Raw genomic sequence first — 24,260 nt, 5'->3', positions numbered from 1 at the left:
GTCAGCGTCCTTCTTCGATCCAGGTGGCGGACGGGCCGTCCAGCACGATGTCCCAGCGGTAGCCCAGGGAGAACTCCGGCACCGACAGACCGTGGTCGTAGGCGGCGACCAGCCGCTGCCGGGCCGCGTCGTCCGTCACCGACTGCAGGATCGGGTCGTACGGGAACAACGGGTCGTTCGGGAAGTACATCTGGGTGACCAGCCGCTGGGTGAACGCCGTGCCGAACACCGAGAAGTGGATGTGGGCCGGACGCCAGGCGTTCACATGGTTGCGCCAGGGATAGGGGCCGGGCTGGACGGTGGTGAAGTGGTAGCGGCCCTCGGCGTCGGTGAGGGTACGGCCGAAACCGCTGAAGTTCGGATCCAGCGGCGCGTCGTGCTGCTCGCGCCGGTGGGCGTAGCGGCCGGCCGAGTTGGCCTGCCAGATCTCGATCAGCTGACCGCGCACCGGGCGCCCGTCGCGGTCCAGCAGCCGCCCGGAGACCGTGATGCGCTCACCGATGGGCTCCCCGGCGTGCTGCCGGGTGAGGTCGTTGTCGGTCTCGGTGATGTCCCGCTCCCCGAAGGCCGGGGAGCTCAGCTCCACCAGCTCCGGGTCCTGCCGGGTGTCGATCTCCACCAGGGGCTGCCCGGGGTGGCGCAGCACGGAGGAGCGGTACGGCGTGTAGCCGCGGCGCGGATGGTGCTCGACGGGCGCGCCGTCGGCCAGCCGCTCGGCGTACGCGGCGCGCTCGGCGGCCATCTCCTGGTCGATGTCCTGCTGAGTGAGGGCCATGGTGGTACCTGACGCTTCCTTATCGTTCGAGGACGAGGGCGAGGCCCTGGCCCACGCCGATGCAGAGGGTGGCCACGCCGGTGCCGGAGCCGCGGCGTGCGAGCTGGTGGGCGACGGTCCCGGCGAGCCGGGCCCCGGAGGCGCCGAGCGGATGGCCGAGCGCGATGGCGCCGCCCTGCGGGTTGAGGACCGCCGGGTCGAACTGCGGCCATTCGGCGAGGCAGCCGAGCACCTGGGCGGCGAACGCCTCGTTCAGCTCCAGGACCGACAGGTCGCCGAAGCCCTTGCCGGCCTTGGCGAGGGCCCGGTTGACGGCCTCCACGGGCGCCAGCCCGAAGTACTGCGGGTCGGTCGCGGACAGACCGGTCGCGCTGATCCGGGCCAGCGGCTCGCGGCCGGTGGCCTTCAGCCCCTCCTCGTCGGCGAGGAGCAGGGCCGCCGCACCGTCGTTGAGGGGAGAGGCGTTGCCCGCGGTGACCGTGCCGCCCTCGGCGCGGAAGGCGGGCTCGAGCTTCGCCATCGCGGCGAGGGAGGCGTCCGGCCGTACGCACTCGTCGGCGGTGAAGTCCACCGGCTCGCCCTTGCGCCGCGGTACCGGGACGGACGCCAGCTCCACGTCGAACAGCCCCTGTTCCCGCGCGGCGGCGGCCTTGCGGTGGGAGGCGAGGGCGAACTCGTCCTGCCGCTCGCGGCCGATGCCGTGCTTGTCGGCGATTCTCTCGGCGCTCTCGCCCAGCGGGATGGTCCACTGCGGGTCCATCCGCGGGTTGACCATGCGCCAGCCGAGCGTGGTCGAGTACAGCTCGGTGTGCGCGGCCGGGAACGGGCTGTCCGGCTTCGGCAGCACGTACGGCGCCCGGGTCATGGACTCCACCCCGCCGGCCACCACGAGGGACGCGTCGCCCAGGGCGATGGCACGGGCCGCCTGGATCACCGCCTCCAGGCCGGAGGCGCACAGCCGGTTCACGGTTACGCCGGGCACGGAGGTCGGCAGCCCGGCGAGCAGGGCGGCCATACGGGCGACGTTGCGGTTCTCCTCGCCGGCGCCGTTGGCGTTGCCGAGGTAGACGTCGTCGATCCGGGCCGGGTCCAGGTCGGGGGTGCGGGCGAGCAGCGCGCGGAGGGTGTGGGCGGCCAGGTCGTCGGGGCGCGCGGCGGCCAGGGCGCCGTTGTAACGGCCGAAGGGGGTGCGGACGGCGTCGACGATGTATACGGGTTTCGGGGTGTGAGCACGGTTCACGGGGCTGATAGGACTGGTGGTGCTGGTTGGGCTCATCGGGCTCATGGGTGACTGCCTTTGCGGTGTGAACGGGGTTTACAGGGGCTGCGGGAGATACGGCGGGGAGGGGCGCGGCGCTGTGAACGGGGTTCACGGCTGCGCGAGTCGTGCCTTCGCCGCGGGTCGACCGGGTTCACCACACCGGAGGACGCGCCGTCGCCGGTGTGAACCGGGTTACGGCTCCCGAGCCCACGCGGTGTGCCGGTGTGAACCGAGTTCACGGCCCCGCACGCCGCGCGCCGTCGCCGGTGCGAACCGAGTCAACGGCACAGCAGGAAGCACACCTGCGCCGGCGTGAACCCCGCTCACAGCCCCCACGCCCCCGACACTGTGAGCGCGGTTCACAGCAAGCCCTCCGCCACCCTCAGTTGCGCATCCGTCCTGGCGATGACCTCGTCCACGCTCACACCCGGCGCGGTCTCCGTGAGCATCAGCCCCTCCTCGGTGACGTCCAGCACCGCCAGATCCGTGATGACTCGGTTCACACACGCCTTGCCTGTGAGCGGCAGCGTGCACTCCTTGAGGATCTTCGGCGAGCCGTCCTTCGCGGTGTGCGTCATCACCACGATCACCCGCCGGGCACCGTGCACCAGGTCCATCGCGCCCCCGATCCCGGTGACCAGCTTCCCGGGCACCGCCCAGTTGGCCAGGTCGCCCCCGGCGGACACCTGCATCGCGCCGAGCACCGCCACATCGATGTGCCCGCCCCGGATCATCGCGAAGGACAGCGCCGAGTCGAAGAAGGCCGCGCCCGGCAGCACCGTCACGGTCTCCTTGCCCGCGTTGATCAGATCGGGGTCGACCTGGTCCTCCGTGGGGTACGGGCCGGTGCCCAGGATGCCGTTCTCCGACTCCAGCACCACCTCGACCCCCTCGGGGAGATGGTTCGGGATCAGCGTCGGCAGGCCGATCCCCAGGTTCACGTACTGCCCGTCCCGCAGCTCACGAGCCGCGCGGGCGGCCATCTCCTCGCGTGTCCACGCCATCAGCCGCTCACCGTCCGGAACTCGATCCGCTTGTCCGCCGCCTGCTCCGGGGTGAGCGGCACCACCCGCTGTACGAAGACCCCCGGCACGTGCACCGTGTCCGGATCGATCTCGCCGGGCTCGACCAGTTCCTCCACCTCGGCCACGGTGATCCGGCCGGCCATCGCGGCCAGCGGATTGAAGTTCCGGGCCGACCTGCGGAACACCAGGTTGCCGTGCCGGTCCCCCCGCGCGGCCCGCACCAGCGCGAAGTCCGTACGGATGCCCCGCTCCAGCACGTACTCCACGCCGTCGAACTCCCGCACCTCCTTCGGCGGCGAGGCCACCGCGACCCCGCCGGAGCCGTCGTAGCGCCAGGGCAGTCCGCCCTCGGCGACCTGGGTGCCGACGCCCGCCGGGGTGTAGAAGGCGGGGATGCCGGCGCCGCCCGCGCGCAGCCGCTCGGCCAGCGTGCCCTGCGGGATCAGCTCCAGCTCCAGCTCACCGCCCAGATACTGGCGGGCGAACTCCTTGTTGCCGCCGATGTACGAGCCGGTGACCCGGGTGATCCGGCCCGCGGCCAGCAGCACCGCCAGCCCGGACTCCAGCGCTCCGCAGTTGTTCGACACCACCTTCAGCCCGCCGACACCGCGCTCGTACAGCGCCTGGATCAGCACGTTCGGCACACCGCTGAGCCCGAACCCGCCGACGGCGAGGGACGCGCCGTCCGGCACATCGGCCACCGCCTCGCCGGCGGTGGCCACCACCTTGTCCATCCGTGAAGCTCCGTCTCTCCGGTCCCCAGAGTCCCCAGATAGTCAGGGCACTGAGTAATTTTTGGGATGGCGCTCACGCTGCCACCGGAGAAGGAGGCCGTCAAGACCTGCTTTCCTCGCACGCGCCGACAGGACAGCCGGTTTGGCGGCCGGGTATCGTTCAGTGCACCTACGAAACGATCAGGGGAGCGCACATGGCCGCGGTGGACCTCACCACCCATCCCGGACACCTCGCCCGGCGGCTCCAGCAGGCGCACTACCTGCTGTGGAACGCGATGGTCTCGGAGGAGATCACCTCGCCGCAGTTCGCGGTCATGAACGCGCTCGTCGCCGAGCCCGGGCTGGACCAGCGGACCGTGGGGGAGCGGGTGGGTCTCGACCGGTCCACCATCGCGGAGGTCATCAGCCGCCTCGACCGCCGTGGCCTGCTGCACAAGGCGCGCGACCCGCGGGACGGCCGGCGCTTCCTGCTCCGCCTCACCGACGACGGCGCGCGCACCCACCGCAAGCTCACCGTGCGCACCGCCCGGATGAACCAGGTCTTCCTCGCCCCGCTGTCCGCCGAGGAGCAGACCCTGTTCATCGAGCTGATCCGCCGGGTCGCCGACGCGGCCGAGGAACTGCGCCATCCGGCCGAGGGAACCCGCACCGCGGCCGGAGAGCCGCGCGACCCGGCCGAGCCGCTGGCCGTCCAGGGCTGACCAGGCCGTCGCACGACCGCCCCGCCCGCCACCGGGTTCGGTACCCGGACACCCGGGTACCCGGCCGCCACCGCACACAGGCGAGGCCGTACACGACCTAGGGAGTGCGACGCATGAAGGCAGTCACCTGGCAGGGCAAGCGGGACGTCCGGGTCGAGGACGTGCCCGACCCGCGGATCGAGGAACCCACGGACGCGGTCATCCGCGTGACATCCACCGGACTGTGCGGCTCCGACCTGCACCTGTACGAGGTCCTCACCCCGTTCATGACCCCGGGCGACATCCTCGGCCACGAACCCATGGGCATCGTGGAGGAGGTCGGTCCCGAGGTGCCGGACCTGCGCCCCGGCGACCGGGTCGTGGTGCCCTTCCAGATCGCCTGCGGGCACTGCTTCATGTGCGACACCGGTCTGCCCACCCAGTGCGAGACGACCCAGGTCACCGGCGAGGGTATGGGCGCGGCCCTGTTCGGCTACACCCGTCTGTACGGCGCCGTACCCGGCGGCCAGGCCGAGTATCTGCGCGTCCCCCAGGCGCAGTTCGGCCCGATCAAGGTCCCCGAGGGCCCGCCGGACGACCGGTTCGTCTACCTCTCCGACGTGCTGCCCACCGCCTGGCAGGCCGTCGAGTACGCGGCCGTCCCGCCCGGCGGCACCCTCGCGGTCCTCGGGCTCGGCCCCATCGGGGACATGGCCTGCCGGATCGCCAGGGCCCGCGGCGCGGAGCGCGTCCTCGGGGTGGACCTGGTGCCCGAGCGGCTGGCCCGGGCGCAGCGGCGTGGCGTCGAGACGTACGACCTCAGGGCCTTCGACGACGAGAAGGCGCTGGTCCACGCGATCCGGGAGGTGACCGGCGGGCGGGGTCCGGATTCCGTGATCGACGCAGTGGGCACCGAGGCGCACGGCAGCGCCGCCGCCAAGCTCGCGCAGACGGCGACCGCGATGATGCCCCGCAAGCTCAGCGGCCCGCTCGCCGAGCGCTTCAGCATCGACCGGCTCGGCGCGCTGTACATGGCGATCGACCTGGTGCGGCGCGGCGGCACCATCTCGCTGAGCGGTGTCTACGGCGGCATGGCCGATCCGATGCCGATGCTCACCCTCTTCGACAAGCAGATCCAGCTCCGCATGGGCCAGGCCAACGTCCGCCGCTGGACCGACCGGATCATCCCCTACCTCACGGACGAGGACCCGCTCGGCGTGGACGACTTCGCCACGCACCGGCTGCCGCTGGCGGACGCGCCGCACGCCTACGACATGTTCCAGCGCAAGCAGGACGGCGCGGTCAAGGTCCTCATGCAGCCGTAGCCCCTCGCGCGCCGCGTACGGGGCGCGCGAGGCCGCTCAGCCGGACCCGGGGCCCTTCTCGCCGAGCACCTCCGCGAGGTCGTAGCGCACCGGCTCCTCCAACTGGGCGTAGGTGCAGCTCTCCGGCGTACGGTCCGGGCGCCAGCGGCGGAAGCGGGCCGTGTGCCGGAACCGCTGTCCGTTCTCCATGTGGTCGTAGGCCACCTCGGCCACCCGCTCCGGACGCAGCGGCACCCACGACAGGTCCTTCTTCCCGGACCAGCGGCTCGGCGCACCCGGCAGCCGGGCCGTCTCGTGCGCGGCCTCGTCGGCCCAGGCGGCCCACGGGTGCCCCCAGACGTCGTCCATCCGCAGCGGCTCCAGCTCCTCGACCAGCTCGGCGCGCCTCTGCATGGAGAACGCGGCCGACACGCCGACGTGCTGGAGCCGGCCCCCCTCGTCGTACAGCCCCAGCAGCAGCGAGCCCACCACCGGCCCGCTCTTGTGCAGGCGGTACCCGGCGACGACGACGTCCGCCGTCCGCTCGTGCTTGACCTTGAACATGGCCCGCTCGTCCTGGAGGTAGCGCAGACCCGGCGGCTTGGCCACGACCCCGTCCAGTCCGGCGCCCTCGAACTGCTCGAACCACCGCCGGGCCACCTCGATGTCGGCCGTCGAGGGGGCCACGTGCACCGGCGGGGTCGCGTCCGCGAGCGCCCGGTCCAGCAGGGCACGGCGGTCGGTGAGGGGCACGTCGAGCAGGGCGTGGTCGTCCAGGGCCAGCAGGTCGAAGGCGACGAAGGAGGCCGGGTTCTTCTCGGCCAGCATCCGCACCCGGGAGGCCGCCGGATGGATGCGCTCGGTCAGCGCGTCGAAGTCCAGCCGCCCGCCGCGCGCGATCACGATCTCCCCGTCCAGCACGCACCGCTCGGGCACCCGTTCCTTCAGCGCCTCGACCAGCTCGGGGAAGTACCTGGTCAGCGGTTTGCCGGTGCGGCTTCCCAGCTCGACCTCGGCCCCGTCACGGAACACGATCGACCTGAAGCCGTCCCACTTCGCCTCGTAGTGCATCCCCGGCGGGATCCTCGCCACCGACTTGGCGAGCATCGGCTTGACGGGCGGCATGACGGGCAGATCCATGCCTCGATTCTGCGCGCACGCATACGGCTTCGCCCGGTGTGCGGGGTGTGCGGGGTGCGCCTACGGTGGCCGCATGGGCGATGCGGTGGAACTGGAGGTGGGCGGCCGGACCGTACGGCTGTCCAGCCCGGACAAGGTGTTCTTCCCGGAGCGCGGTTTCACCAAGCTGGACCTCGCCCGGTACTACGCCTCGGTGGCCCCCGGCATCCTGCGCGCCCTGCGTGACCGTCCCACCACCCTGGAGCGCTATCCGGACGGCGTCGGCGGCGAGTGGTTCTTCCAGAAGCGGGCGCCCAGGAGCATGCCCGACTGGATCCCGACCGCCCACATCACCTTCCCCAGCGGGCGCAGCGCCGACGAGATGTGCCCCACCGAGGAGGCCGCCGTGGTGTGGGCCGCCCAGTACGGCACCCTCACCTTCCACCCCTGGCCGGTCCGTGCCACCGACGTCGACCACCCCGACGAACTCCGCATCGACCTCGATCCGCAGCCCGGCACCGACTATGATGACGCGGCCTGCGCCGCCCACGAACTGCGCGCGGTACTGGAGGAGTTCGGCGGACTGCGCGGGTGGCCGAAGACCTCCGGCGGCCGGGGCCTGCACGTCTTCGTGCCCATCGAACCCCGCTGGACCTTCACCCAGGTGCGCCGCGCGGCGATCGCCGTCGGCCGGGAGATGGAACGCCGGATGCCCGGGCACGTCACCATCAAGTGGTGGAAGGAGGAACGCGGGCGCCGCATCTTCCTCGACTACAACCAGACGGCCCGGGACCGCACCATCGCCTCCGCCTATTCGGTGCGTCCCCGCCCGCACGCCCCCGTCTCGGCCCCCCTGCGCTGGGAGGAGGTCGGCGTCGCCCACCCCCGCGACTTCGACCTGGCCACCATGCCGGCCCGGTTCGCCGAACTGGGCGACGTGCACGCCGGCATGGACGACCACGCCCACTCCCTGGACGCGCTGCTGGAGCTGGCCCGCCGGGACGAGCACGACCACGGCCTGGGCGACCTGCCGTACCCGCCGGAGTACCCGAAGATGCCCGGCGAGCCCACCCGCGTCCAGCCGAGCCGGGCCCGCCGGAGACCGCCGGAGTGAACCCGCGCCCGGACGGGTGAGGGATCATGACGGGATGACCCGCGTACTGACCCGGAGCGACCTGGAGTTGCTGTTGGACCCGGCGGCCTGCCTGGCCGCGCTGCGCGACGGCTTCCGCACGGCCGGCGCGGTGTCCGTCCCCGGGCAACGGGTCCGCACCGACCTGCCGTTCCCCGGCACCGCCACCGCGCTCATCCCCGGCCTGCTGCCCGGCGTCGACGCCTACACCGTGAAGGTCAACGCCAAGTTCCCGGGGGCCCGGCCCGCCCTGCGCGGAGTGATCTGCCTGCACTCCGGGACCGACGGGGAACTCCTCGCGCTGCTGGACTCCGCCACCGTCACCGCCTGGCGCACCGGACTGGCCGCCGCCCTCGGCACCGGGCTGCTGGCGCCGACCGGGTACGGGGTCCTCGGTGTCGTCGGTGCCGGCGCGCAGGCCGAGTCGACGCTGCGCGGCCTGGCGGCCGAGGCCCGGGCGGCCGGGGGCCGGGTGCGGGACCTCGTGGTCCACGACACCGACCCGGCGCGGGCCGCCGCGTTCGCCGCCCGGCACGGCGGCCGGGTGCTCGGCTCGGCCCGGGCGGTGGCCGAGGCGGCCGACGCCGTCCTGCTCGCCACCTGGTCCCGCACCCCGTTGCTCGCCCTCGGCGACACCCGCCCCGGACAGCACTTCACCAGCCTGGGCACCGACGAGCCCGGCAAGCGGGAACTCGCCGCCGACCTGCTGGACGCGGCGCTCCTCGTCGTCGACGACCCGGAACTGGCCGCCCGGGCAGGCGCGTTGGCGGCCCCCGAGCTGACCCGCGCCGGTGCCGACGCCACCCTCACCGACATCCTGCGCGGCACCCGTCCCGGCCGGACCTCCTCCCGGCAGCGCACGGTGTACGCCCCGGTGGGGCTGCCCTGGCAGGACCTCGCGCTCGCCTGGCACGCGTTCCGGGAGGCGGAGCGCCGGGGCGCCGGCACCGCGGTCGACCTGCTCGGCTGAGCCGCCCGGCTCCGGTGGATCACGGCCCCGGCCGGGGCGGCGCCCCGCGGCTATCCTGAGGGCCGGCCGCCGAGGAGGGGGTGTCCCGAAGTGACCGAGGCAGCGCCGCGTCCCACCCTGGAGGCCGTGGCCGCGCGGGCCGGGGTGTCCCGGGCCACCGTGTCCCGGGTGGTCAACGGCGGCGACGGGGTCCGCGAGCCGCTGGCCGAGCGGGTCCGGCGGGCCGTGGCGGAGCTGGGCTACGTGCCCAACCAGGCGGCGCGCAGCCTGGTGACCCGGCGCCACGACGCCGTCGCGGTCGTCGTCGCCGAGCCCGGGAGCCGGGTCTTCGCCGACCCCTTCTTCGCGCTCCAGCTGCGCGGCATCAGCAAGGAGCTGACCGCGCAAGACAACCAGCTGGTGCTGCTGCTCACCGAGGGCCGCGCCGACCACACGCGGGTGGCCCGCTATCTCGCCGGCGGCCATGTCGACGGCGCGCTCGTCTTCTCCCTGCACCTGGACGACCCGCTGCCCGGCCTCATCCGCGCCGCCGGCGTGCCCACCGTGTTCGGCGGACGCCCCCACTGGGGCACGGACGACGCGGACCGGGGGCCCGGCGTGGTGTACGTCGACTGCGACAACCGGGGCGGGGCCCGGACGGCGGTACGGCACCTGCTCGACCTCGGCCGCCGGCGTGTCGCCCACCTCACCGGGGCGCTGGACCAGACCTCGGCGGTGGACCGGCTCGACGGCTACCGGGACGCCGTCGCCGAGGCGCCCGGCGGGTACGATCCCCGGCTGGTCGTGGAGGGCGACTTCACCCCGGCCGGCGGCGAGCGCGCCATGCGCGAACTCCTGGCCCGCTGCCCGGACGTCGACGCCGTGTTCGCCGCCAACGACCTCACCGCGCTCGGCGCCCTGCGGGTGCTGCGCGAGAGCGGCCGGCGGGTGCCCGAGGACGTGGCCGTGGCCGGCTTCGACGACATGGCGCCGGTCGCCGAGCAGACCGATCCGCCGCTGACGACGGTGCGTCAGGACATCGAGGAGATGGGCCGGCTCATGGCCCGGCTGCTGCTGGAGGGCCTGTCCGGCGGCCGGGACCGGGGAGCCGCGACGGCCGGCGCGCCGGACGCGCGGGGAAAGGGCGTCATCCTGCCGACGACCCTGATACGCCGCGCCTCCGCGTGACCCGCCCGCGGCTCGGCCGGCGGACGGCCCGATCCGATCACCGCTGACCGGGCCCCGTCCGAATCGGCGAACCTGCCCGGCCGCCCGACCCGAAGGCACCGTGACCGCCGCTTCGCACCAGCGGGCGCGCCGTGCGCATCTCGGCCTCCCCGCCAGGGCCCGTCCTGTGCGCCGCCGAGTCCGGCACCGGCCACTGACGAGGGCCGCCGGGGCACCGCACGGGCACGCGCCTCCCCGGGGGGCCGGATTTTCGTACCGTCCCGCGCGCCGCCGTGCGCGCGTCGCGAGCGAAGGGGCATCATCGGGGCGGCCGGCGGCCCCGGGCCCGTCGTTGAGCCGGCGTTGATCGAACGTTTTTCTGCCCGGGGCAGGCTCCTGGCCATGCACATCGACACCATCACCCCGGCCGACGACACCTGGCAGGCACAGGCGCTGTGCGCACAGACCGGCCCGGATTTCTTCTTCCCCGAGCCCGGCAGCTCGGTGCGCGAGGCGAAGCGCATCTGCGCCATGTGCGAGCTGCGCCCGGCCTGTCTGGAGTACGCGCTCGCCCACGACGAGCGGTTCGGCGTCTGGGGCGGTCTGTCGGAGAAGGAACGCCTCGCCCTGAGGCGTACCGCCCGCTGACCGCCCCGGCCCGGGCGCGGGGCGGTCAGCTCCCGGCGCGCGCCGCCATCCGCGCCTTGCGCGCGGCCAGCTTCTCGTCGAACTTCGAGGCCTCCGCGTTCAGCCCGCCCAGGAACAGGCCGAGTTCCTCCTGCGCCCTGCGCCCCTCGGGGCCGAGACCGTCGATCTCCAGGACCTTCAGGAAGCGCAGCACCGGCTGCAGCACGTCGTCGTGGTGGATGCGCAGGTTGTACACCTCGCCGATCGCCATCTGGGCGGCGGCCCGCTCGAAGCCGGGGATGCCGTGGCCGGGCATGCGGAAGTTCACCACGACGTCCCGGACCGCCTCCATGGTCGGGTCGGGGGCGAGCTCGAAGGCGGCCTTGAGCAGGTTGCGGTAGAACACCATGTGCAGGTTCTCGTCGGTCGCGATGCGGGCCAGCATCCGGTCGCAGACCGGGTCTCCGGACTGGTGGCCGGTGTTGCGGTGCGAGATCCGCGTGGCCAGCTCCTGGAAGGCGACGTAGGCGATCGAGTGCAGCATCGAGTGCCGGTTGTCGGACTCGAAGCCCTCGCTCATGTGCGCCATGCGGAAGCGCTCCAGCTGGTCCGGGTCCACCGCGCGCGAGGCCAGCAGATAGTCGCGCATCACGATGCCGTGCCGGCCCTCCTCGGCCGTCCAGCGGTGCACCCAGGTGCCCCAGGCGCCATCCCGGCCGAACAGCGTGGCGATCTCGTGGTGGTAGCTCGGCAGGTTGTCCTCGGTGAGCAGGTTGACCACGAGGGCGACACGGCCGACGTCCGTCACCTTCGACTGCCCCTTCTCCCAGGCCTCGCCGTCCTCGAACAGACCGGGGAAGTTACGGGCGTCGCTCCACGGCACGTACTCGTGCGGCATCCAGTCCTTGGCGACCTTCAGATGCCGGTTCAGTTCGTTCTCGACCACTTCCTCCAGTGCGTACAGAAGCCGTGCGTCGGTCCAGACGGACGGGCTGCCGAGGTGCGGGGAAGTGATCGTCACAGGAACTCCAGGGGGACGCCGGACAAAGGGCGGGGTGAAAAGGGAACGGCCCGGCGAGCGGTGCCGGAAACCTACGTGATCGTAGGCTACGAACCCGTAGGTTACGAAGCCGTAGGCTAAGGCGGCGGTAAAGAACCGCTGATCAGCTGGCAGCGACACGACTGCCGACACGCCCCGCGCACCTGCCGGACAGCCCCGGGACCCGCAGGTCCCGGGGCTGCCGGAGGGAACAAGGATCACCCGTCAGGCGTACAACTCCCGCAGGCGCACGGAGAGGCAGGTCACACAGCCCTCCAGCTTCTCGAACTCGCTGATGTCGACCGTCACCACGTCATGACCGAGGTCGGTCAGCAACTCCGCCGTCCGCGGGGCGCTCGCCGCCATCAGCAGCTTGCCGCCGCCCAGCAGCACCACGTGCGCCCCGGACTCCTCCGGTACCGACAGGAACCCCGGGAACAGCGACGGCCGGTCCACCCGCGGGATGTGCCCGATCACCGTGCCGTCGGGCAGCGCGGTCACGGCCGACTTCAGGTGCAGCACCTTGCTCACCGGTACGGCCACCACCCGGGCCCCCAGCGGTTCGAAGGCCGCCCGCACCTGCTGCACACCGGCCGCGTTGGTCCGCCCGCCGCGGCCGACGTACACCGTGTCGCCGACCTTGAGGACGTCACCGCCGTCCAGCGTGCCCGGATCCCAGATCCAGTTCACCGAGCAGCCGAGGCCCGCCACGGCCTCCTCCACACCGGCGGTCTCCGCGCGCCGGGCGGCGGCACCCGGACGGGTGATCAGCGCCACGTTCCGGAACATGACGACGGTGTCCTCGACGAACACCGAGTCCGGGCAGTCGTCGGCCGGCTCGACCTCGACCGTCTCCCAGCCGTGCGCCCGCAGCGCCGCCACATAGGCCTCCCACTGCTCCACGGCGAGTCCTACGTCGACCTTCTCCCGCGCGATGTGCGTCACCAGGCCGTCGGCGAGGCGGGGGCTGGGGCGGCGGACGAGGGCCTTCTTGCTGGGCACGACGGGCCTTTCGTATCGGTCGGGGCGATGGTGCGGTGGCCGGCGCCGGTCACCCGGCGCCGGTCCGTCATCATGCAGCGCGCTTCGGGCCGGGGCCAAACCCCGGCCGCCGGCCCGGCCCGGCCGCCCCGTCACGCCGGTTCCGCGAGCGCCTCCGGGGTCGTCTCGGTCAGCTCCCCTCCCTCCATCAGCAGCCACCGGGTGATCCCGATCGACTCCAGGAACGGCAGGTCGTGACTGGCGACCAGCAGCGCGCCCTCGTACGACCCCAGGGCCTGGGTCAGCTGCCGGACGCTGGCCATGTCCAGGTTGTTCGTCGGCTCGTCGAGCAGCAGCAACTGCGGTGCCGGCTCGGCGAGCAGCAGCGCCGCCAGGGCCGCCCGGAACCGCTCGCCGCCCGAGAGGGTGGCCGCCTTCCGGTCGGCCCTGGCACCCCGGAACAGGAAGCGGGCGAGACGGGCCCGGATCCGGTTGTGGGTGGCCTCCGGCGCGAACCGGGCCACGTTCTCGGCGACCGACAGCTCGTCGTCCAGTACGTCCAGCCGCTGCGGCAGGAAGCGGAGCGGCACGTGCGCCGTCACCGTGCCGGCCAGTGGAGCCAGCTGACCGGCGACGGTCCGCAGCAGCGTCGTCTTGCCGGAGCCGTTGCGGCCGACGAGCGCGATCCGCTCCGGGCCGCGCAGCTCGAGGGTGCCCGGCACGCGCGCGTGGCAGGCCGTCTCCAGGTTCTCCAGGGTGAGCACCTGCCGGCCGGGCGGCACGGCGGTGTACGGCAGTTCGACGCGGATCTCGTCGTCGTCCCGTACGGCCTCCACCGCCTCGTCCAGCCGTTCCCTGGCCTCGGCGAGCCGCTCCTCGTGCAGGATGCGGTGCTTGCCGGCGGACTCCTGGGCGGCACGTTTGCGGGCCCCCATGACGATCTTCGGTTCGCGCTTGGAGTCGTACATCTTCTGGCCGTACCGCTTGCGGCGGGCCAGTTTCAGCTGGGCGTCGGACAGTTCCCGCTTCTGTCTGCGCACATCCGCCTCCGCGACGCGCACCATGCGTTCGGCCGCCTCCTGCTCGACGGCCAGCGCCTCCTCGTAGGCCGAGAAGTTGCCGCCGTACCAGCCGACCTCGCCCGCGCGCAGGTCCGCGATCTGGTCGACCAGGTCGAGCAGTTCCCGGTCGTGGCTGACCACGACCAGGACGCCCGGCCAGGCGGAGACGGCCTGGTACAGCCGCCGGCGCGCGTACAGGTCGAGGTTGTTGGTGGGTTCGTCGAGCAGCAGGATGTCGGGGCGGCGCAGCAGCAGCGCGGCCAGCCGCAGCAGCACCGACTCGCCGCCGGACACCTCCCCGACGGTCCGGTCCAGGCCGATGTGGCCGAGGCCGAGCTCGCCGAGGGTGACCAGGGCGCGCTCCTCCACGTCCCAGTCGTCGCCGACGGTCTCGAAGTGCTCCGCGGAGACGTCGCCCGCCTCGATGGCGTGCAGGGCGGCCCGCCGCTCGGCGATGCCGAGGGCCTGGTCGACGCGGAGCGCGGTGTCCAGGGTGATGTTCTGCGGCAGGTAGCCGGTCTCGCCGGTCGCCTTGACGGTGCCGTCGGCCGGGGCGAGTTCCCCGGCCAGCAGTTTCAGCAGCGTGGACTTGCCGGATCCGTTGACGCCGACGAGCCCGGTCCGGCCGGGGCCGAACGCGATGTCCAGGCCGTCGAAGACGGCGGTGCCGTCGGGCCAGGCGAAGGACAGGGAGGTGCAGGTGAGGGAAGCAGACATAGGGGCGCCTCGCGAGGGTGTGGCGTTCGGGTGGACGCGTATCGAGACACCACGAGGCGGAAACCGGGGGGCCGGGCACGGAGGGCCACGGAGAGAAGGGCCTGTGCCAGGGGGACGGCTCGGACGCCGAGGTCGTCGTACGCCACGCACACCTCAGGTGCGACGCGGTGTCTCAGGACCTCAGACGAGCAACGTCTCTCTCCGATCGACGGCAACAGAACCGCTGAACACCGTAGGAGAGGCGGGGAAGGCTGTCAACGCGATTATGGGACCGAGGGCCCCTGGCGTCCCACGGCGCGCGTGCCGTTCAGCAGGCGTCCCGCATCAGCTCGGCGAGGCCGTGGTCCAGGTCGAGCTGGAGGTGCTCCCGGCCGACGGGGACCAGTTCGCCCGCCGCCTGGAGGAACCGCCGTATCTCGCCCGAGCGCACATGCACGATCGCGGTGCCCTCCGGGGCGTGGAACTCCAGCACCGTGCGGTCGTACCCGTACGGCCGCACCCGCACGTCACCCTGGCCCGCGGCCTCCTCCAGCCCGGCCGTCAGCAGCTCGCGGGCGAAGGTCCAGCACACGTCGACGCCCTCCAGGGTGGCGGGCGCCGGGAAGGTCATGCGGACCGCGAACGGGTCGCGCCGGTCGTAGCGCAGCGTGGCGGGAATGCTCGGCATGCGCGGTGCGGCGGCGACGAGTCGGGCCTCTACGGGCTGCTCGATGACGGTGGACAACGCCTTGCTCCCTCGTGACGGCTGGACTGCGCCCGGATGCGCCCACACCCGGCACTGGGAGAGACGACGGAAACGGCCGGTGCGTGCACACCCGGACCGAGTGACCTCGGTCACCGCGTTCATGCATGGGCCCGGACGGCGGCCGGTCCGGTGACGTGAACGCGCCGCGGGCGGGTACTCGTCCTGTGCCGTGAAGGAAAGGAGCGATCATGCCAGCCGGTTCCAGCCCCAAGCGCGAACGCCAGTACGAGCACATCAAGAAGAGCGCGCAGGACCGGGGCGAGAGCACCGGGCGCGCCAAGGAGATCGCCGCGCGGACGGTGAACAAGGAACGCGCCCGCTCCGGCGAGTCCAAGACCGCCAGCCGCACCTCGACCCAGGACATGTCGTCCGGCAAGCGCGGCGGTCAGCGGTCCGGCAACCGGGCCGGCTCGCACGGCCCGACCCGCGACCAGTTGTACAACGAGGCCAGGCAGCGCGGCATCGAAGGCCGTTCGCACATGAACAAGGAGCAGTTGCAGCGCGCCCTGGACCGCAAGAAGGGGTGACCCGCCGGCTCAGCCGAGCGTCTGCCGGTGCCGCTCCAGCTCGGGGGCCGTCTTCGTGGCGAGGAACTCGATGACGCGGTAGGAGCACACCCCGGCGGTGACGAACGGGTCGGTGGCGACGACCTCCTCGATCTCGGCGCGGTCCCCCGCGACGGCCAGGATGACCCCGCCGTCGCGGGGGTTCTTGCGTCCGGAGGCCAGGAAGAGGCCTTTGTCGTACTGCCGCTCCAGCCAGACCACGTGGTCGGGCAGCACGGCGTCGACGGCTTCGAGGGGCGCGGTGTAGCTCAGCTCGAGGACGAACATGATCACGACCCTACCCCCGCCCCACCGCGGTGACCGGCGTACCCGTACAGTCACCCGCGTGACGATCGTCGGCGTACCCGCGGGCTGGCCCGCGACCGAGGAGGAGGCCCGCGCCGTCCAGGACGAGCTGCGCGGCCGGGTGGTGCTCGACGAGCCCGGACCGCCGCCCGGGACGGGCCGGGTCACCGGGGTCGACGTCGCCTACGACGACGACCTGGACCTGGTCGCGGCGGCGGCCGTGGTGCTGGACGCGGCCACCCTGGACGTCGTCGCGGAGGCGACGGCCGTCGGCCGGGTCTCCTTCCCGTACGTGCCCGGTCTCCTCGCCTTCCGGGAGCTCCCGGCCGTACTGGCCGCCCTGGACCGGCTGCCCGGCCCGCCCGGCCTCGTGGTGTGCGACGGCTACGGCCTGGCCCACCCGCGCCGCTTCGGCCTGGCCAGCCACCTCGGGGTGCTCACGGGCCTGCCGGTCATCGGCGTCGCCAAGAACCCGTTCACCTTCGCCTACGACGACCCCGGACCGGCGCGCGGCAGCTCCGCGCCGCTGCTGGCGGGGAGCGAGGAGGTGGGCCGCGCCCTGCGCACCCGGGACGGCGTCAAACCGGTCTTCGTCTCCGTCGGCCACCGCGTCGGCCTGCCCGGCGCCCTGGCGCACACCCTCGCGCTGACCCCCCGGTACCGGCTCCCGGAGACCACGCGCCGGGCCGACGCCCTGTGCCGGCGGGCCCTGCGCGAGGCGGCGGGGCGCCTGCCCGGCGCCGATGGTCAGGACGCCACGACGCGCCAGGCGCCCACCTCCTGATACGCCGAGTCGTGGACGGCCGAGCCGTCGCCGGGTTCGAGGGCGTAGTGGCGCAGGTTGCCGCCCCAGTAGCGCAGGATGCGCTCCAGTTCGCGCGCCCGGTCCGGCGCCTCCACGCCGTCGTCCACAGTCACTTCCAGCACGAACTTCACGTACGTTCCGCCTCCTCGGCCGCTCCGGTCGGGACCCATCGTCGCAGCCGGGTGCCCGCGGGCAGGCCGGGACCGACGTGTTCCGGTCAGCGTCGCGCCGCCACCCGGAAGGTGATCCCGGCCGCGCGCAGCCGGCCGGTCAGGGCGTCGCCCATCGCCTCGGCCGTGGTCACCTGACCGGCCGTCGGCGGCAGTTCGTCGAAGACCAGGCACAGTGCGGCCTCGGCGAACATCTTCGCCGTCTCGTCGTACCCCGGGTCGCCGCCCGCGACCTCGGTGTACACCCGCTCCCCGCCGCCCTCGCCGGCGAACCGCACCCGGAACCAGCTCTCCGCCCGCTTCTGCGGGCTCGGACCGTCACCCGGCCGGCGCAGGTCCGACAGCCGGCGCCGCAGCGGCGGCAGCTGGGCCGCGACCGCCAGCGCGCCGACGGCGGCGGCCCCGCCGAGGGCGACCGGCAGGTGCCGTACGGCCGCGTAGTGGCGGTAGCGGAAGTCCGGGCCGTACCGTTCCAGCGCCCGCGCCGAACGGCGCACGACCTGCGGGTCGATGGTGGGCAGCGGCAGCGCCCACGCGCCGGCCTCGGGGGCGAACCTCGGCGCGCCGGGCGGCGCCGTCACCCGGCGGCCCGGCAGCCGGGGCTCGTGCCGGGCGCGTTCGCGGGCGGCGGCCCGCATCCGCCCGCTCCGGGACAGCTGGTTCAGCGCCGAGGCGAGGGTGCCGCCGGAGAAGGCCGCGTCCGCGGTCACATAGCCGTCCACGGTCAGCGGTACGCCCTCGGGCAGCTGCCGCACCGTGAAGTACACCCCCAGGTCGTGCGGCACCGAGTCGAAGCCGCAGGCGTGCACCAGGCGCGCGCCCGTCTCGCGCGCGCGTGCGTCGTACCGGACGTACATCAGGTCCACGAACTCCGGCTCGCCGGTGAGGTCCAGGTAGTCGGTGCCGTGGTCGGCGCAGGCGGCGACGAGTTCCTCGCCGTGGAGCACGTACGGCCCGACGGTCGTGGCGACCACGCGCGCGTGTCCGGCGAGGGCGCGCAGGGTGGCCGGTTCGCGCACGTCGGCCCGCAGCACACCGATGCCCTCGCCGCCGCCGGGCAGGCTCTCCCGCAGCCGCTCCAGCCGCCGTTCGTCGCGGCCGGCGACCGCCCAGCGCAGCCCCTGGGGAGCGTGCTCGGCGAGATAGCGGGCCGTGAGCGCGCCGACGAAGCCGGTCGCTCCGAAGAGCACGAGGTCGTAGGGCCGTCCGGTCCTGTCAATGCCGCTCATGTCACCCCTTGTCCACAGACCCCCGGCGCAGCCCGCGCCGCTGTCGGTGGCCGAGGCTAGCGTGAGGAGTGCGCGGTCCGTGGACCGGACCGGAGCAGCGGTGGCCGTAGCCCGGATCGCGCGGAACCGGCCGGAGGCGACGCACGCGCCGCGGCGGGCCGGACGGCGCCGCGCACACGGTGGGGCCGGGACGGGAGGCGTTCACTCGTTCGGATGATGGCCGACGTGCCGGGCACTTGGCTAAGCGCTTGCTCGTTGGGTCTTGTGCTCGGTGGAACGCGTTCTTAGCATCACCGGTGTTACAGCAACGGTGTCACACGCTTGGGGGCTGGACGGATGACAACGGCACAGACGCCGCCGGCGCCGGGCACCGGCCCGCTCTCCGGCGTGCGCGTGGTGGAGCTGGCCGGCATCGGGCCGGGGCCGTTCGCCGCCATGCTGCTGGCCGACCTGGGCGCCGACGTCGTCCGGGTGGACCGCCCGGGCGGCCCGGGCCTCGGCCTCGACCCGGCCCGCGACCTCACCAACCGCAACAAGCGCTCGGTCGTCGTCGACCTCAAGGCGCCCGACGGCCCCGCCCGCGTCCTGGACCTCGCCGAACGGGCCGACATCCTCGTGGAGGGCTACCGCCCGGGCGTCGCCGAACGGCTCGGCGTCGGCCCCGGGGACTGCCACGCCCGCAACCCCCGCCTGGTCTACGGCCGGATGACCGGCTGGGGCCAGGACGGCCCCCTCGCCCACCGCGCCGGCCACGACATCGCCTACATCGCGCTGACCGGCACCCTCGGCATGATCGGCCGCCCGGACGAACCCCCGGCCGTGCCCGCCAACCTCCTCGGGGACTACGCGGGCGGCGCCCTCTACCTGGTCGTCGGCGTCCTCGCCGCGCTGCACCACGCGCGCGCGACCGGCACCGGCCAGGTGGTCGACGCGGCCATCGTCGACGGCACGGCCCACCTGTCCACGATGATCCACGCCATGCTCGGCGCCGGCGGCTGGCAGGACCGGCGCGCCGCCAACCTCCTGGACGGCGGCTGCCCCTACTACGGCACCTACGAGACCGCCGACGGCAAGCACATGGCGGTCGGCGCCCTGGAAGAGAAGTTCTACGACGAGTTCCTGCGCCTGCTGGGCCTGACCGGCCTCGCCGCCGCCCGCACCGACTGGACCCGCTGGGGCGAACTGCGCGAACGGATCGCCGCCGCCTTCAGGACCCGCACCCGCGCCGAGTGGACGGCCGTCTTCGAGGACTCCGACGCCTGCGTGGCGCCCGTGCTCGGCCTGCGCGAGGCCCCGCACCACCCGCACCTCGCCGCCCGCGCCACCTTCACCGAGCACGACGGCGTCACCCAGCCCGCCCCCGCCCCCCGGTTCTCCGCCACCCCCACCGCCCTCCGCACCGGCCCCGCCCGCCCCGGCGCGGACACCGCGGCGGTCGCCCGGGACTGGGGCATACCGGCCCCGCCCACCGCCGCCCCCGACACCCCGGCCACCGCCCCGGCCACCGACGTCCCCTCCCGAAAGGCACCCCAGTGAGCACCGAAGCGTACGTGTACGACGCGATCCGCACCCCGCGCGGGCGCGGCAAGACGAACGGCGCCCTGCACGGCACGAAGCCCATCGACCTGGTCGTCGGCCTCATCCACGAGATCCGCGACCGCTTCCCGGACCTGGACCCGGCCGGGATCGACGACATCGTGCTCGGCGTCGTCAGCCCCATCGGCGACCAGGGCTCCGACATCGCCCGGATCGCCGCCCTCGCCGCCGGACTGCCGGACACCGTCGCCGGCGTCCAGGAGAACCGCTTCTGCGCCTCGGGCCTGGAAGCCGTCAACCTGGCCGCCGCCAAGATCCGGGCGGGCTGGGAGGACCTGGTCCTGGCCGGCGGCGTCGAGTCCATGTCCCGCGTGCCGATGGCCTCGGACGGCGGCGCCTGGTTCAACGACCCGATGACCAACCTCGCCGTCAACTTCGTGCCGCAGGGCATCGGCGCCGACCTGATCGCCACCCTCGAGGGCTTCTCCCGCCGGGACGTGGACGAGTACGCGGCCCTGTCCCAGGAGCGCGCCGCCACCGCCTGGAAGGAGGGCCGCTTCGAACGCTCGGTGGTCCCCGTCAAGGACCGCAACGGCCTGGTCGTCCTCGACCACGACGAGCACCCGCGCCCCGGCACCACCGCCGACTCCCTGGCCGCGCTCAAGCCGTCGTTCGCGGACATCGGCGACCTGGGCGGCTTCGACGCGGTCGCGCTGCAGAAGTACCACTGGGTGGAGAAGATCGACCACGTCCACCACGCGGGCAACTCCTCCGGCATCGTGGACGGCGCCGCGCTCGTCGCGATCGGCTCCCGGGAGGCAGGTGAACGCCACGGCCTCACCCCGCGCGCGCGGATCGTCTCCGCCGCCGTCTCGGGCTCCGAGCCGACCATCATGCTCACCGGCCCCGCTCCCGCCAGCCGCAAGGCCCTGGCCAAGGCAGGCCTCACCATCGACGACATCGACCTGGTCGAGATCAACGAGGCGTTCGCCGCGGTCGTCCTGCGCTACGCCAAGGACATGGGCCTGAGCCTGGACAAGGTCAACGTCAACGGCGGCGCCATCGCCTTCGGCCACCCGCTCGGCGCCACCGGCGCCATGATCCTCGGCACCCTCGTCGACGAACTGGAGCGCCAGGACAAGCGCTACGGCCTCGCCACGCTGTGCGTCGGCGGCGGCATGGGCATCGCCACCATCATCGAGCGCATCTGAACTCCCCGCGGAAACAAGCGACTTCAACGGAGACGACTGTCATGACCGAGAGCACCACCATCCGCTGGGAGCAGGACGACACCGGTGTCGTCACCCTCGTCCTGGACGACCCCGACCAGTCCGCGAACACCATGAACCAGGCGTTCCGCGACTCCCTCGCCGTGATCACCGACCGGCTGGAGGCCGAGCGGGACTCCCTCCGCGGCATCATCCTCACCTCGGCCAAGAAGACCTTCTTCGCCGGCGGCGACCTGCGCGACCTCATCCGGGCCACCCCCGAGACCGCCCAGGACCTGTTCGAAGGCGGCCTCGCCATCAAGCGCAACCTGCGCCGCATCGAGACCCTCGGCAAACCGGTCGTCGCGGCGATCAACGGCGCGGCCCTCGGCGGCGGCTTCGAACTGGCCCTCGCCTGCCACCACCGCGTCGCCCTCGACACCCCCGGCACGAAGATCGGCTGCCCCGAGGTCACCCTCGGCCTGCTCCCCGGCGGCGGCGGAGTGGTGCGCACCGTACGGCTGCTCGGCATCGCGGACGCCCTGCTGAAGGTGCTCCTCCAGGGCAACCGGTACAACGCCCGGCGCGCCCGGGACAACGGCCTCGTCCACGAGGTCGCCGAGACCCGCGAAGAGCTGATCGCCAAGGCCCGCGCGTTCATCGACGCCCACCCCGAGTCCCGGCAGCCCTGGGACACCCCGGGCTACCGGATCCCCGGCGGCACCCCGGCCCACCCCAAGTTCGCCGCCAACCTGCCCGCCTTCCCGGCCAACCTGCGCAAGCAGACGAACGGCGCCCCCTACCCGGCCCCGCGCAGCATCCTCGCCGCGGCCGTCGAGGGCTCCCAGGTCGACTTCGAGACCGCCCAGGTCATCGAGGCCCGCTACTTCGTGGAACTGGCCACCGGGCAGATCTCGAAGAACATGATCCAGGCGTTCTTCTTCGACCTCCAGGCGGTCAACTCCGGCGCCAGCCGGCCGAAGGGCGTCGCCCCCCGCCAGGTGCGCAAGGTGGCCGTCCTCGGCGCGGGCATGATGGGCGCCGGCATCGCCTACGCGTGCGCCCGCGCGGGCATCGACGTCGTCCTCAAGGACGTCTCGCCCGAAGCCGCGGCCAAGGGCAAGGGCTACTCGGAGAAGCTGTGCGCCAAGGCCGTCGCCAAGGGCCGCACCAGCCAGGAGAAGGCCGACGCCCTGCTCGCCCGCATCACCCCCACCGCGGACACGGCCGACCTCGCGGGCTGTGACGCGGTCATCGAGGCCGTGTTCGAGGACACGGCCCTCAAGCACAAGGTGTTCCAGGAGATCGAGTCGGTCGTCGCCCCGGACGCGCTGCTGTGCTCCAACACCTCCACGCTGCCGATCACCACGCTCGCCGAGGGCGTCGAGCGCCAGGCCGACTTCATCGGGCTGCACTTCTTCTCACCGGTCGACAGGATGCCGCTGGTCGAGATCATCAAGGGGGAGCGCACCGGCGAGGAGGCGCTCGCGCGCGCCTTCGACCTGGTCCGGCAGATCAACAAGACGCCGATCGTCGTCAACGACTCGCGCGGCTTCTTCACCTCCCGGGTGATCGGCCACTTCATCAACGAGGGCGTCGCCATGGTCGGCGAGGGCGTCGAGCCCGCATCCGTGGAGCAGGCCGCCGCCCAGGCCGGCTACCCCGCCAAGGTGCTCTCCCTCATGGACGAGCTGACCCTCACCCTGCCCCGCAGGATCCGGACCGAGACCAGGCGGGCCGTGGAGGAGGCCGGCGGCACCTGGACCGCCCACCCGGCGGAGGCGGTCGTCGACCGCATGGTGGACGAGTTCGGCCGCACCGGCCGCAGCGGCGGCGCCGGCTTCTACGACTACACCGACAGCGGCGAGCGGGCCGGGCTCTGGCCGGGGCTGCGCGAACACTTCACCAGGCCCGGCCACGCCATCCCGTTCCGGGACATGCAGGAACGCATGCTCTTCGCCGAGGCGCTGGACACCGTACGCCTGGTGGAGGAAGGCGTCCTGACCTCGGTCGCCGACGCCAACATCGGCTCCCTCCTCGGCATCGGCTTCCCCGGCTGGACCGGCGGCGTGCTCCAGTACATCAACGGCTACGAAGGGGGCCTGCCCGGCTTCGTCGCCCGCGCGCGCGAGCTGGCCGAGCGCTACGGCGACCGGTTCACCCCGCCCGCGCTGCTCGTCGCGAAGGCCGAGAAGGGGGAGACCTTCACCGACGCCCGCTGACCCGGTTCACCCGGACGGCGCGCCCCGGGACTCCCCGTCCGGGGCCGCCGAGCCGCCCGCGCCGTCCGGGTCCACCGCTTCCTCCCGGCCCGGCACGCCGTCCGCTCCGTCCAGCCACTGGCGCAGCTCCTCCCGCAGCGACCGCTGGAAGGTGGTGAGCAGCGCCTGGACCACGAGCGGGTGCATATGGGCCGAAAGGGACTTCACATCCCGCGTGTCGCGTTCGGCCACCGCCTCCCGCAGCAGGTCCGACAGCTCGTGCGCCGCCGCCCGCGCGTGGCCGGTCAGGACGGTCCGCGCGGCCAGGATCGTCTCCTGCGCCAGCGGTACGTCCAGCAGCCGCACCGCGAGCCGCAGCAGGCCGCAGTCCACCCGGAAGGACTCGCCGTCCCGCGTCACCACGTTCATCGCGGCCAGCCGGTCCAGCTCCTCTCCGGACAGCCGCCGCCCCGCCCGCCGCTCCAGCTCCGCGCGGGACACGGTCTCCACGGTGTCCGGCGCCCAGGAGGCGACCACCGCCCGGTGGATCGCCAGACCGTGCGGGCCGAGATCGGGCGGCAGCTGCCGCAGATGCCGCTCGATCGCGGCCAGCGTCATGCCCTGGTGCTGCATCTCCTCGATCAGCGCCAGCCGGGCCAGGTGCTCGCGGCCGTAGTGGCCCACCCGGCGCGGACCGATCACCGGCGGCGGCAGCAGCCCCTTGGTGCCGTAGAAGCGGACCGTGCGGACCGTGACGCCCGCCCGCGCGGCCAGCTCGTCGATCGTCAGGGTGGGCTCCCCGGTGTCGGTCGTCATGTACAGCAGTATCGCTGTCTCACCAATGGTGTGAAACCCGAGGGGAGCCCCGGCGATCGGTGTGAGAAGTACCGCTCTGTGGCGTGGATCACCGCTTGTCGGCGGGTGTGTCTGGGAAGCTGCTGCCT

At 73.2% G+C, this 24,260-nt stretch carries 24 protein-coding genes; 11 read left to right on the top strand and 13 right to left on the bottom strand.

What is annotated here, in order from left to right; genetic code table 11:
• Position 1: 1 nt before the first annotated feature.
• The 4 genes from pcaH to AB0E62_RS32020 form a co-directional block, all read right to left on the bottom strand.
• Positions 2-775, bottom strand: coding sequence for a protocatechuate 3,4-dioxygenase subunit beta (gene pcaH / locus AB0E62_RS32035; RefSeq protein ID WP_362201718.1), 774 nt, complete (start codon positions 773-775; stop codon positions 2-4).
• A gap of 19 nt (positions 776-794) precedes the next feature.
• Complete coding sequence (locus AB0E62_RS32030; protein ID WP_362201715.1) at positions 795-2,015, bottom strand: thiolase family protein; 1,221 nt, start codon at positions 2,013-2,015, stop codon at positions 795-797.
• A 380-nt stretch (positions 2,016-2,395) separates the two neighbouring features.
• Positions 2,396-3,040: a CoA transferase subunit B gene (locus AB0E62_RS32025; RefSeq protein WP_362201713.1), complete on the bottom strand. Its 645-nt coding sequence runs from the start codon at positions 3,038-3,040 to the stop codon at positions 2,396-2,398.
• The gene (locus AB0E62_RS32020; RefSeq protein ID WP_362201710.1) at positions 3,040-3,795 is read right to left on the bottom strand and encodes a CoA transferase subunit A; all 756 of its coding nucleotides are present in this window, start codon (positions 3,793-3,795) and stop codon (positions 3,040-3,042) included. The genes AB0E62_RS32025 and AB0E62_RS32020 overlap by 1 nt, the downstream gene beginning before the upstream one ends.
• A gap of 194 nt (positions 3,796-3,989) precedes the next feature.
• Between AB0E62_RS32020 and AB0E62_RS32015 the strand changes: the two genes are divergently transcribed.
• Together AB0E62_RS32015 and AB0E62_RS32010 are read left to right on the top strand one after the other, a co-directional pair.
• Positions 3,990-4,496 (top strand): MarR family transcriptional regulator, encoded by a 507-nt coding sequence (locus AB0E62_RS32015; RefSeq protein WP_362201707.1) that lies wholly within the window; start codon positions 3,990-3,992, stop codon positions 4,494-4,496.
• A gap of 113 nt (positions 4,497-4,609) precedes the next feature.
• Positions 4,610-5,800 carry a zinc-dependent alcohol dehydrogenase gene (locus AB0E62_RS32010; RefSeq protein WP_362201704.1) on the top strand — a complete coding sequence of 397 codons (1,191 nt, stop codon included), beginning with the start codon at positions 4,610-4,612 and terminating at the stop codon, positions 5,798-5,800.
• 36 nt (positions 5,801-5,836) lie between these two features.
• Here the strand turns inward: AB0E62_RS32010 and AB0E62_RS32005 are convergent, their stop codons facing one another.
• Positions 5,837-6,919: an ATP-dependent DNA ligase gene (locus tag AB0E62_RS32005; RefSeq protein ID WP_362201701.1), complete on the bottom strand. Its 1,083-nt coding sequence runs from the start codon at positions 6,917-6,919 to the stop codon at positions 5,837-5,839.
• Between the two features lie 73 nt (positions 6,920-6,992).
• On the opposite strand from AB0E62_RS32005, the gene ligD reads away from it, so the two are divergent.
• From ligD to AB0E62_RS31985, 4 genes are all read left to right on the top strand, one after another.
• Entirely contained in the window at positions 6,993-8,012 is a 1,020-nt protein-coding gene (gene ligD, locus AB0E62_RS32000; protein ID WP_362201698.1) for a non-homologous end-joining DNA ligase, read from the top strand.
• A 34-nt stretch (positions 8,013-8,046) separates the two neighbouring features.
• Positions 8,047-9,000, top strand: a complete 954-nt coding sequence (locus AB0E62_RS31995; RefSeq protein ID WP_362201695.1) for an ornithine cyclodeaminase family protein — start codon at positions 8,047-8,049, stop codon at positions 8,998-9,000.
• A 90-nt stretch (positions 9,001-9,090) separates the two neighbouring features.
• Positions 9,091-10,167, top strand: a complete 1,077-nt coding sequence (locus AB0E62_RS31990; RefSeq protein ID WP_362201692.1) for a LacI family DNA-binding transcriptional regulator — start codon at positions 9,091-9,093, stop codon at positions 10,165-10,167.
• Positions 10,168-10,548: 381 nt separating this feature from the next.
• Complete coding sequence (locus AB0E62_RS31985) at positions 10,549-10,794, top strand: WhiB family transcriptional regulator (protein ID WP_030618234.1); 246 nt, start codon at positions 10,549-10,551, stop codon at positions 10,792-10,794.
• Positions 10,795-10,819: 25 nt separating this feature from the next.
• Here AB0E62_RS31985 and AB0E62_RS31980 read toward each other — a convergent pair whose 3' ends face one another.
• From AB0E62_RS31980 to AB0E62_RS31965, 4 genes are all read right to left on the bottom strand, one after another.
• Positions 10,820-11,794, bottom strand: a complete 975-nt coding sequence (locus AB0E62_RS31980) for an acyl-ACP desaturase (RefSeq protein WP_362201688.1) — start codon at positions 11,792-11,794, stop codon at positions 10,820-10,822.
• A gap of 243 nt (positions 11,795-12,037) precedes the next feature.
• On the bottom strand, positions 12,038-12,814 hold the full coding sequence (ddaH, locus tag AB0E62_RS31975) for a dimethylargininase (protein ID WP_362201685.1): 777 nt from the start codon (positions 12,812-12,814) through the stop codon (positions 12,038-12,040).
• A 131-nt stretch (positions 12,815-12,945) separates the two neighbouring features.
• Entirely contained in the window at positions 12,946-14,571 is a 1,626-nt protein-coding gene (locus tag AB0E62_RS31970) for an ABC-F family ATP-binding cassette domain-containing protein (RefSeq protein WP_362201682.1), read from the bottom strand.
• A gap of 307 nt (positions 14,572-14,878) precedes the next feature.
• Positions 14,879-15,295 carry an SsgA family sporulation/cell division regulator gene (locus AB0E62_RS31965; RefSeq protein ID WP_362201679.1) on the bottom strand — a complete coding sequence of 139 codons (417 nt, stop codon included), beginning with the start codon at positions 15,293-15,295 and terminating at the stop codon, positions 14,879-14,881.
• A gap of 209 nt (positions 15,296-15,504) precedes the next feature.
• Here AB0E62_RS31965 and AB0E62_RS31960 point away from each other — a divergent pair, with 209 nt between their 5' ends.
• Positions 15,505-15,843, top strand: coding sequence for a plasmid stabilization protein (locus tag AB0E62_RS31960; RefSeq protein ID WP_362201677.1), 339 nt, complete (start codon positions 15,505-15,507; stop codon positions 15,841-15,843).
• A gap of 9 nt (positions 15,844-15,852) precedes the next feature.
• Here AB0E62_RS31960 and AB0E62_RS31955 read toward each other — a convergent pair whose 3' ends face one another.
• Entirely contained in the window at positions 15,853-16,149 is a 297-nt protein-coding gene (locus AB0E62_RS31955; RefSeq protein WP_362201675.1) for a YciI family protein, read from the bottom strand.
• Between the two features lie 58 nt (positions 16,150-16,207).
• Here AB0E62_RS31955 and AB0E62_RS31950 point away from each other — a divergent pair, with 58 nt between their 5' ends.
• A complete protein-coding gene (locus AB0E62_RS31950; protein ID WP_362201672.1) occupies positions 16,208-16,951 on the top strand; it encodes an endonuclease V in 744 nt (247 codons plus the stop codon).
• Here AB0E62_RS31950 and AB0E62_RS31945 read toward each other — a convergent pair.
• The gene (locus tag AB0E62_RS31945; protein WP_362201670.1) at positions 16,915-17,103 is read right to left on the bottom strand and encodes a hypothetical protein; all 189 of its coding nucleotides are present in this window, start codon (positions 17,101-17,103) and stop codon (positions 16,915-16,917) included. The two genes, AB0E62_RS31950 and AB0E62_RS31945, sit on opposite strands and share 37 nt — an antisense overlap.
• 86 nt (positions 17,104-17,189) lie before the next feature.
• Positions 17,190-18,371: a saccharopine dehydrogenase NADP-binding domain-containing protein gene (locus tag AB0E62_RS31940; RefSeq protein ID WP_362201667.1), complete on the bottom strand. Its 1,182-nt coding sequence runs from the start codon at positions 18,369-18,371 to the stop codon at positions 17,190-17,192.
• A 336-nt stretch (positions 18,372-18,707) separates the two neighbouring features.
• Between AB0E62_RS31940 and AB0E62_RS31935 the strand changes: the two genes are divergently transcribed.
• Genes AB0E62_RS31935 through AB0E62_RS31925 form a run of 3 tightly spaced genes read left to right on the top strand, consistent with a single transcriptional unit; the run spans position 18,708 to position 23,337 of the window.
• Positions 18,708-19,907 carry a CaiB/BaiF CoA-transferase family protein gene (locus AB0E62_RS31935; RefSeq protein WP_362201664.1) on the top strand — a complete coding sequence of 400 codons (1,200 nt, stop codon included), beginning with the start codon at positions 18,708-18,710 and terminating at the stop codon, positions 19,905-19,907.
• The gene (locus AB0E62_RS31930; RefSeq protein ID WP_362201661.1) at positions 19,904-21,118 is read left to right on the top strand and encodes an acetyl-CoA C-acetyltransferase; all 1,215 of its coding nucleotides are present in this window, start codon (positions 19,904-19,906) and stop codon (positions 21,116-21,118) included. Before AB0E62_RS31935 ends, AB0E62_RS31930 begins: the two co-directional genes overlap by 4 nt.
• Before the next feature lie 41 nt (positions 21,119-21,159).
• Positions 21,160-23,337, top strand: a complete 2,178-nt coding sequence (locus AB0E62_RS31925) for a 3-hydroxyacyl-CoA dehydrogenase NAD-binding domain-containing protein (RefSeq protein ID WP_362201658.1) — start codon at positions 21,160-21,162, stop codon at positions 23,335-23,337.
• 6 nt (positions 23,338-23,343) lie between these two features.
• Here AB0E62_RS31925 and AB0E62_RS31920 read toward each other — a convergent pair whose 3' ends face one another.
• On the bottom strand, positions 23,344-24,132 hold the full coding sequence (locus tag AB0E62_RS31920) for a MerR family transcriptional regulator (RefSeq protein ID WP_362201656.1): 789 nt from the start codon (positions 24,130-24,132) through the stop codon (positions 23,344-23,346).
• Positions 24,133-24,260 lie beyond the last annotated feature (128 nt).

The organism is Streptomyces sp. NPDC038707, assembly GCF_040636485.1.
Lineage (GTDB): Bacteria > Actinomycetota > Actinomycetes > Streptomycetales > Streptomycetaceae > Streptomyces.
Note: the sequence above shows the minus strand (reverse complement) of the source record. Positions and strands in the feature narration are given on the sequence as shown.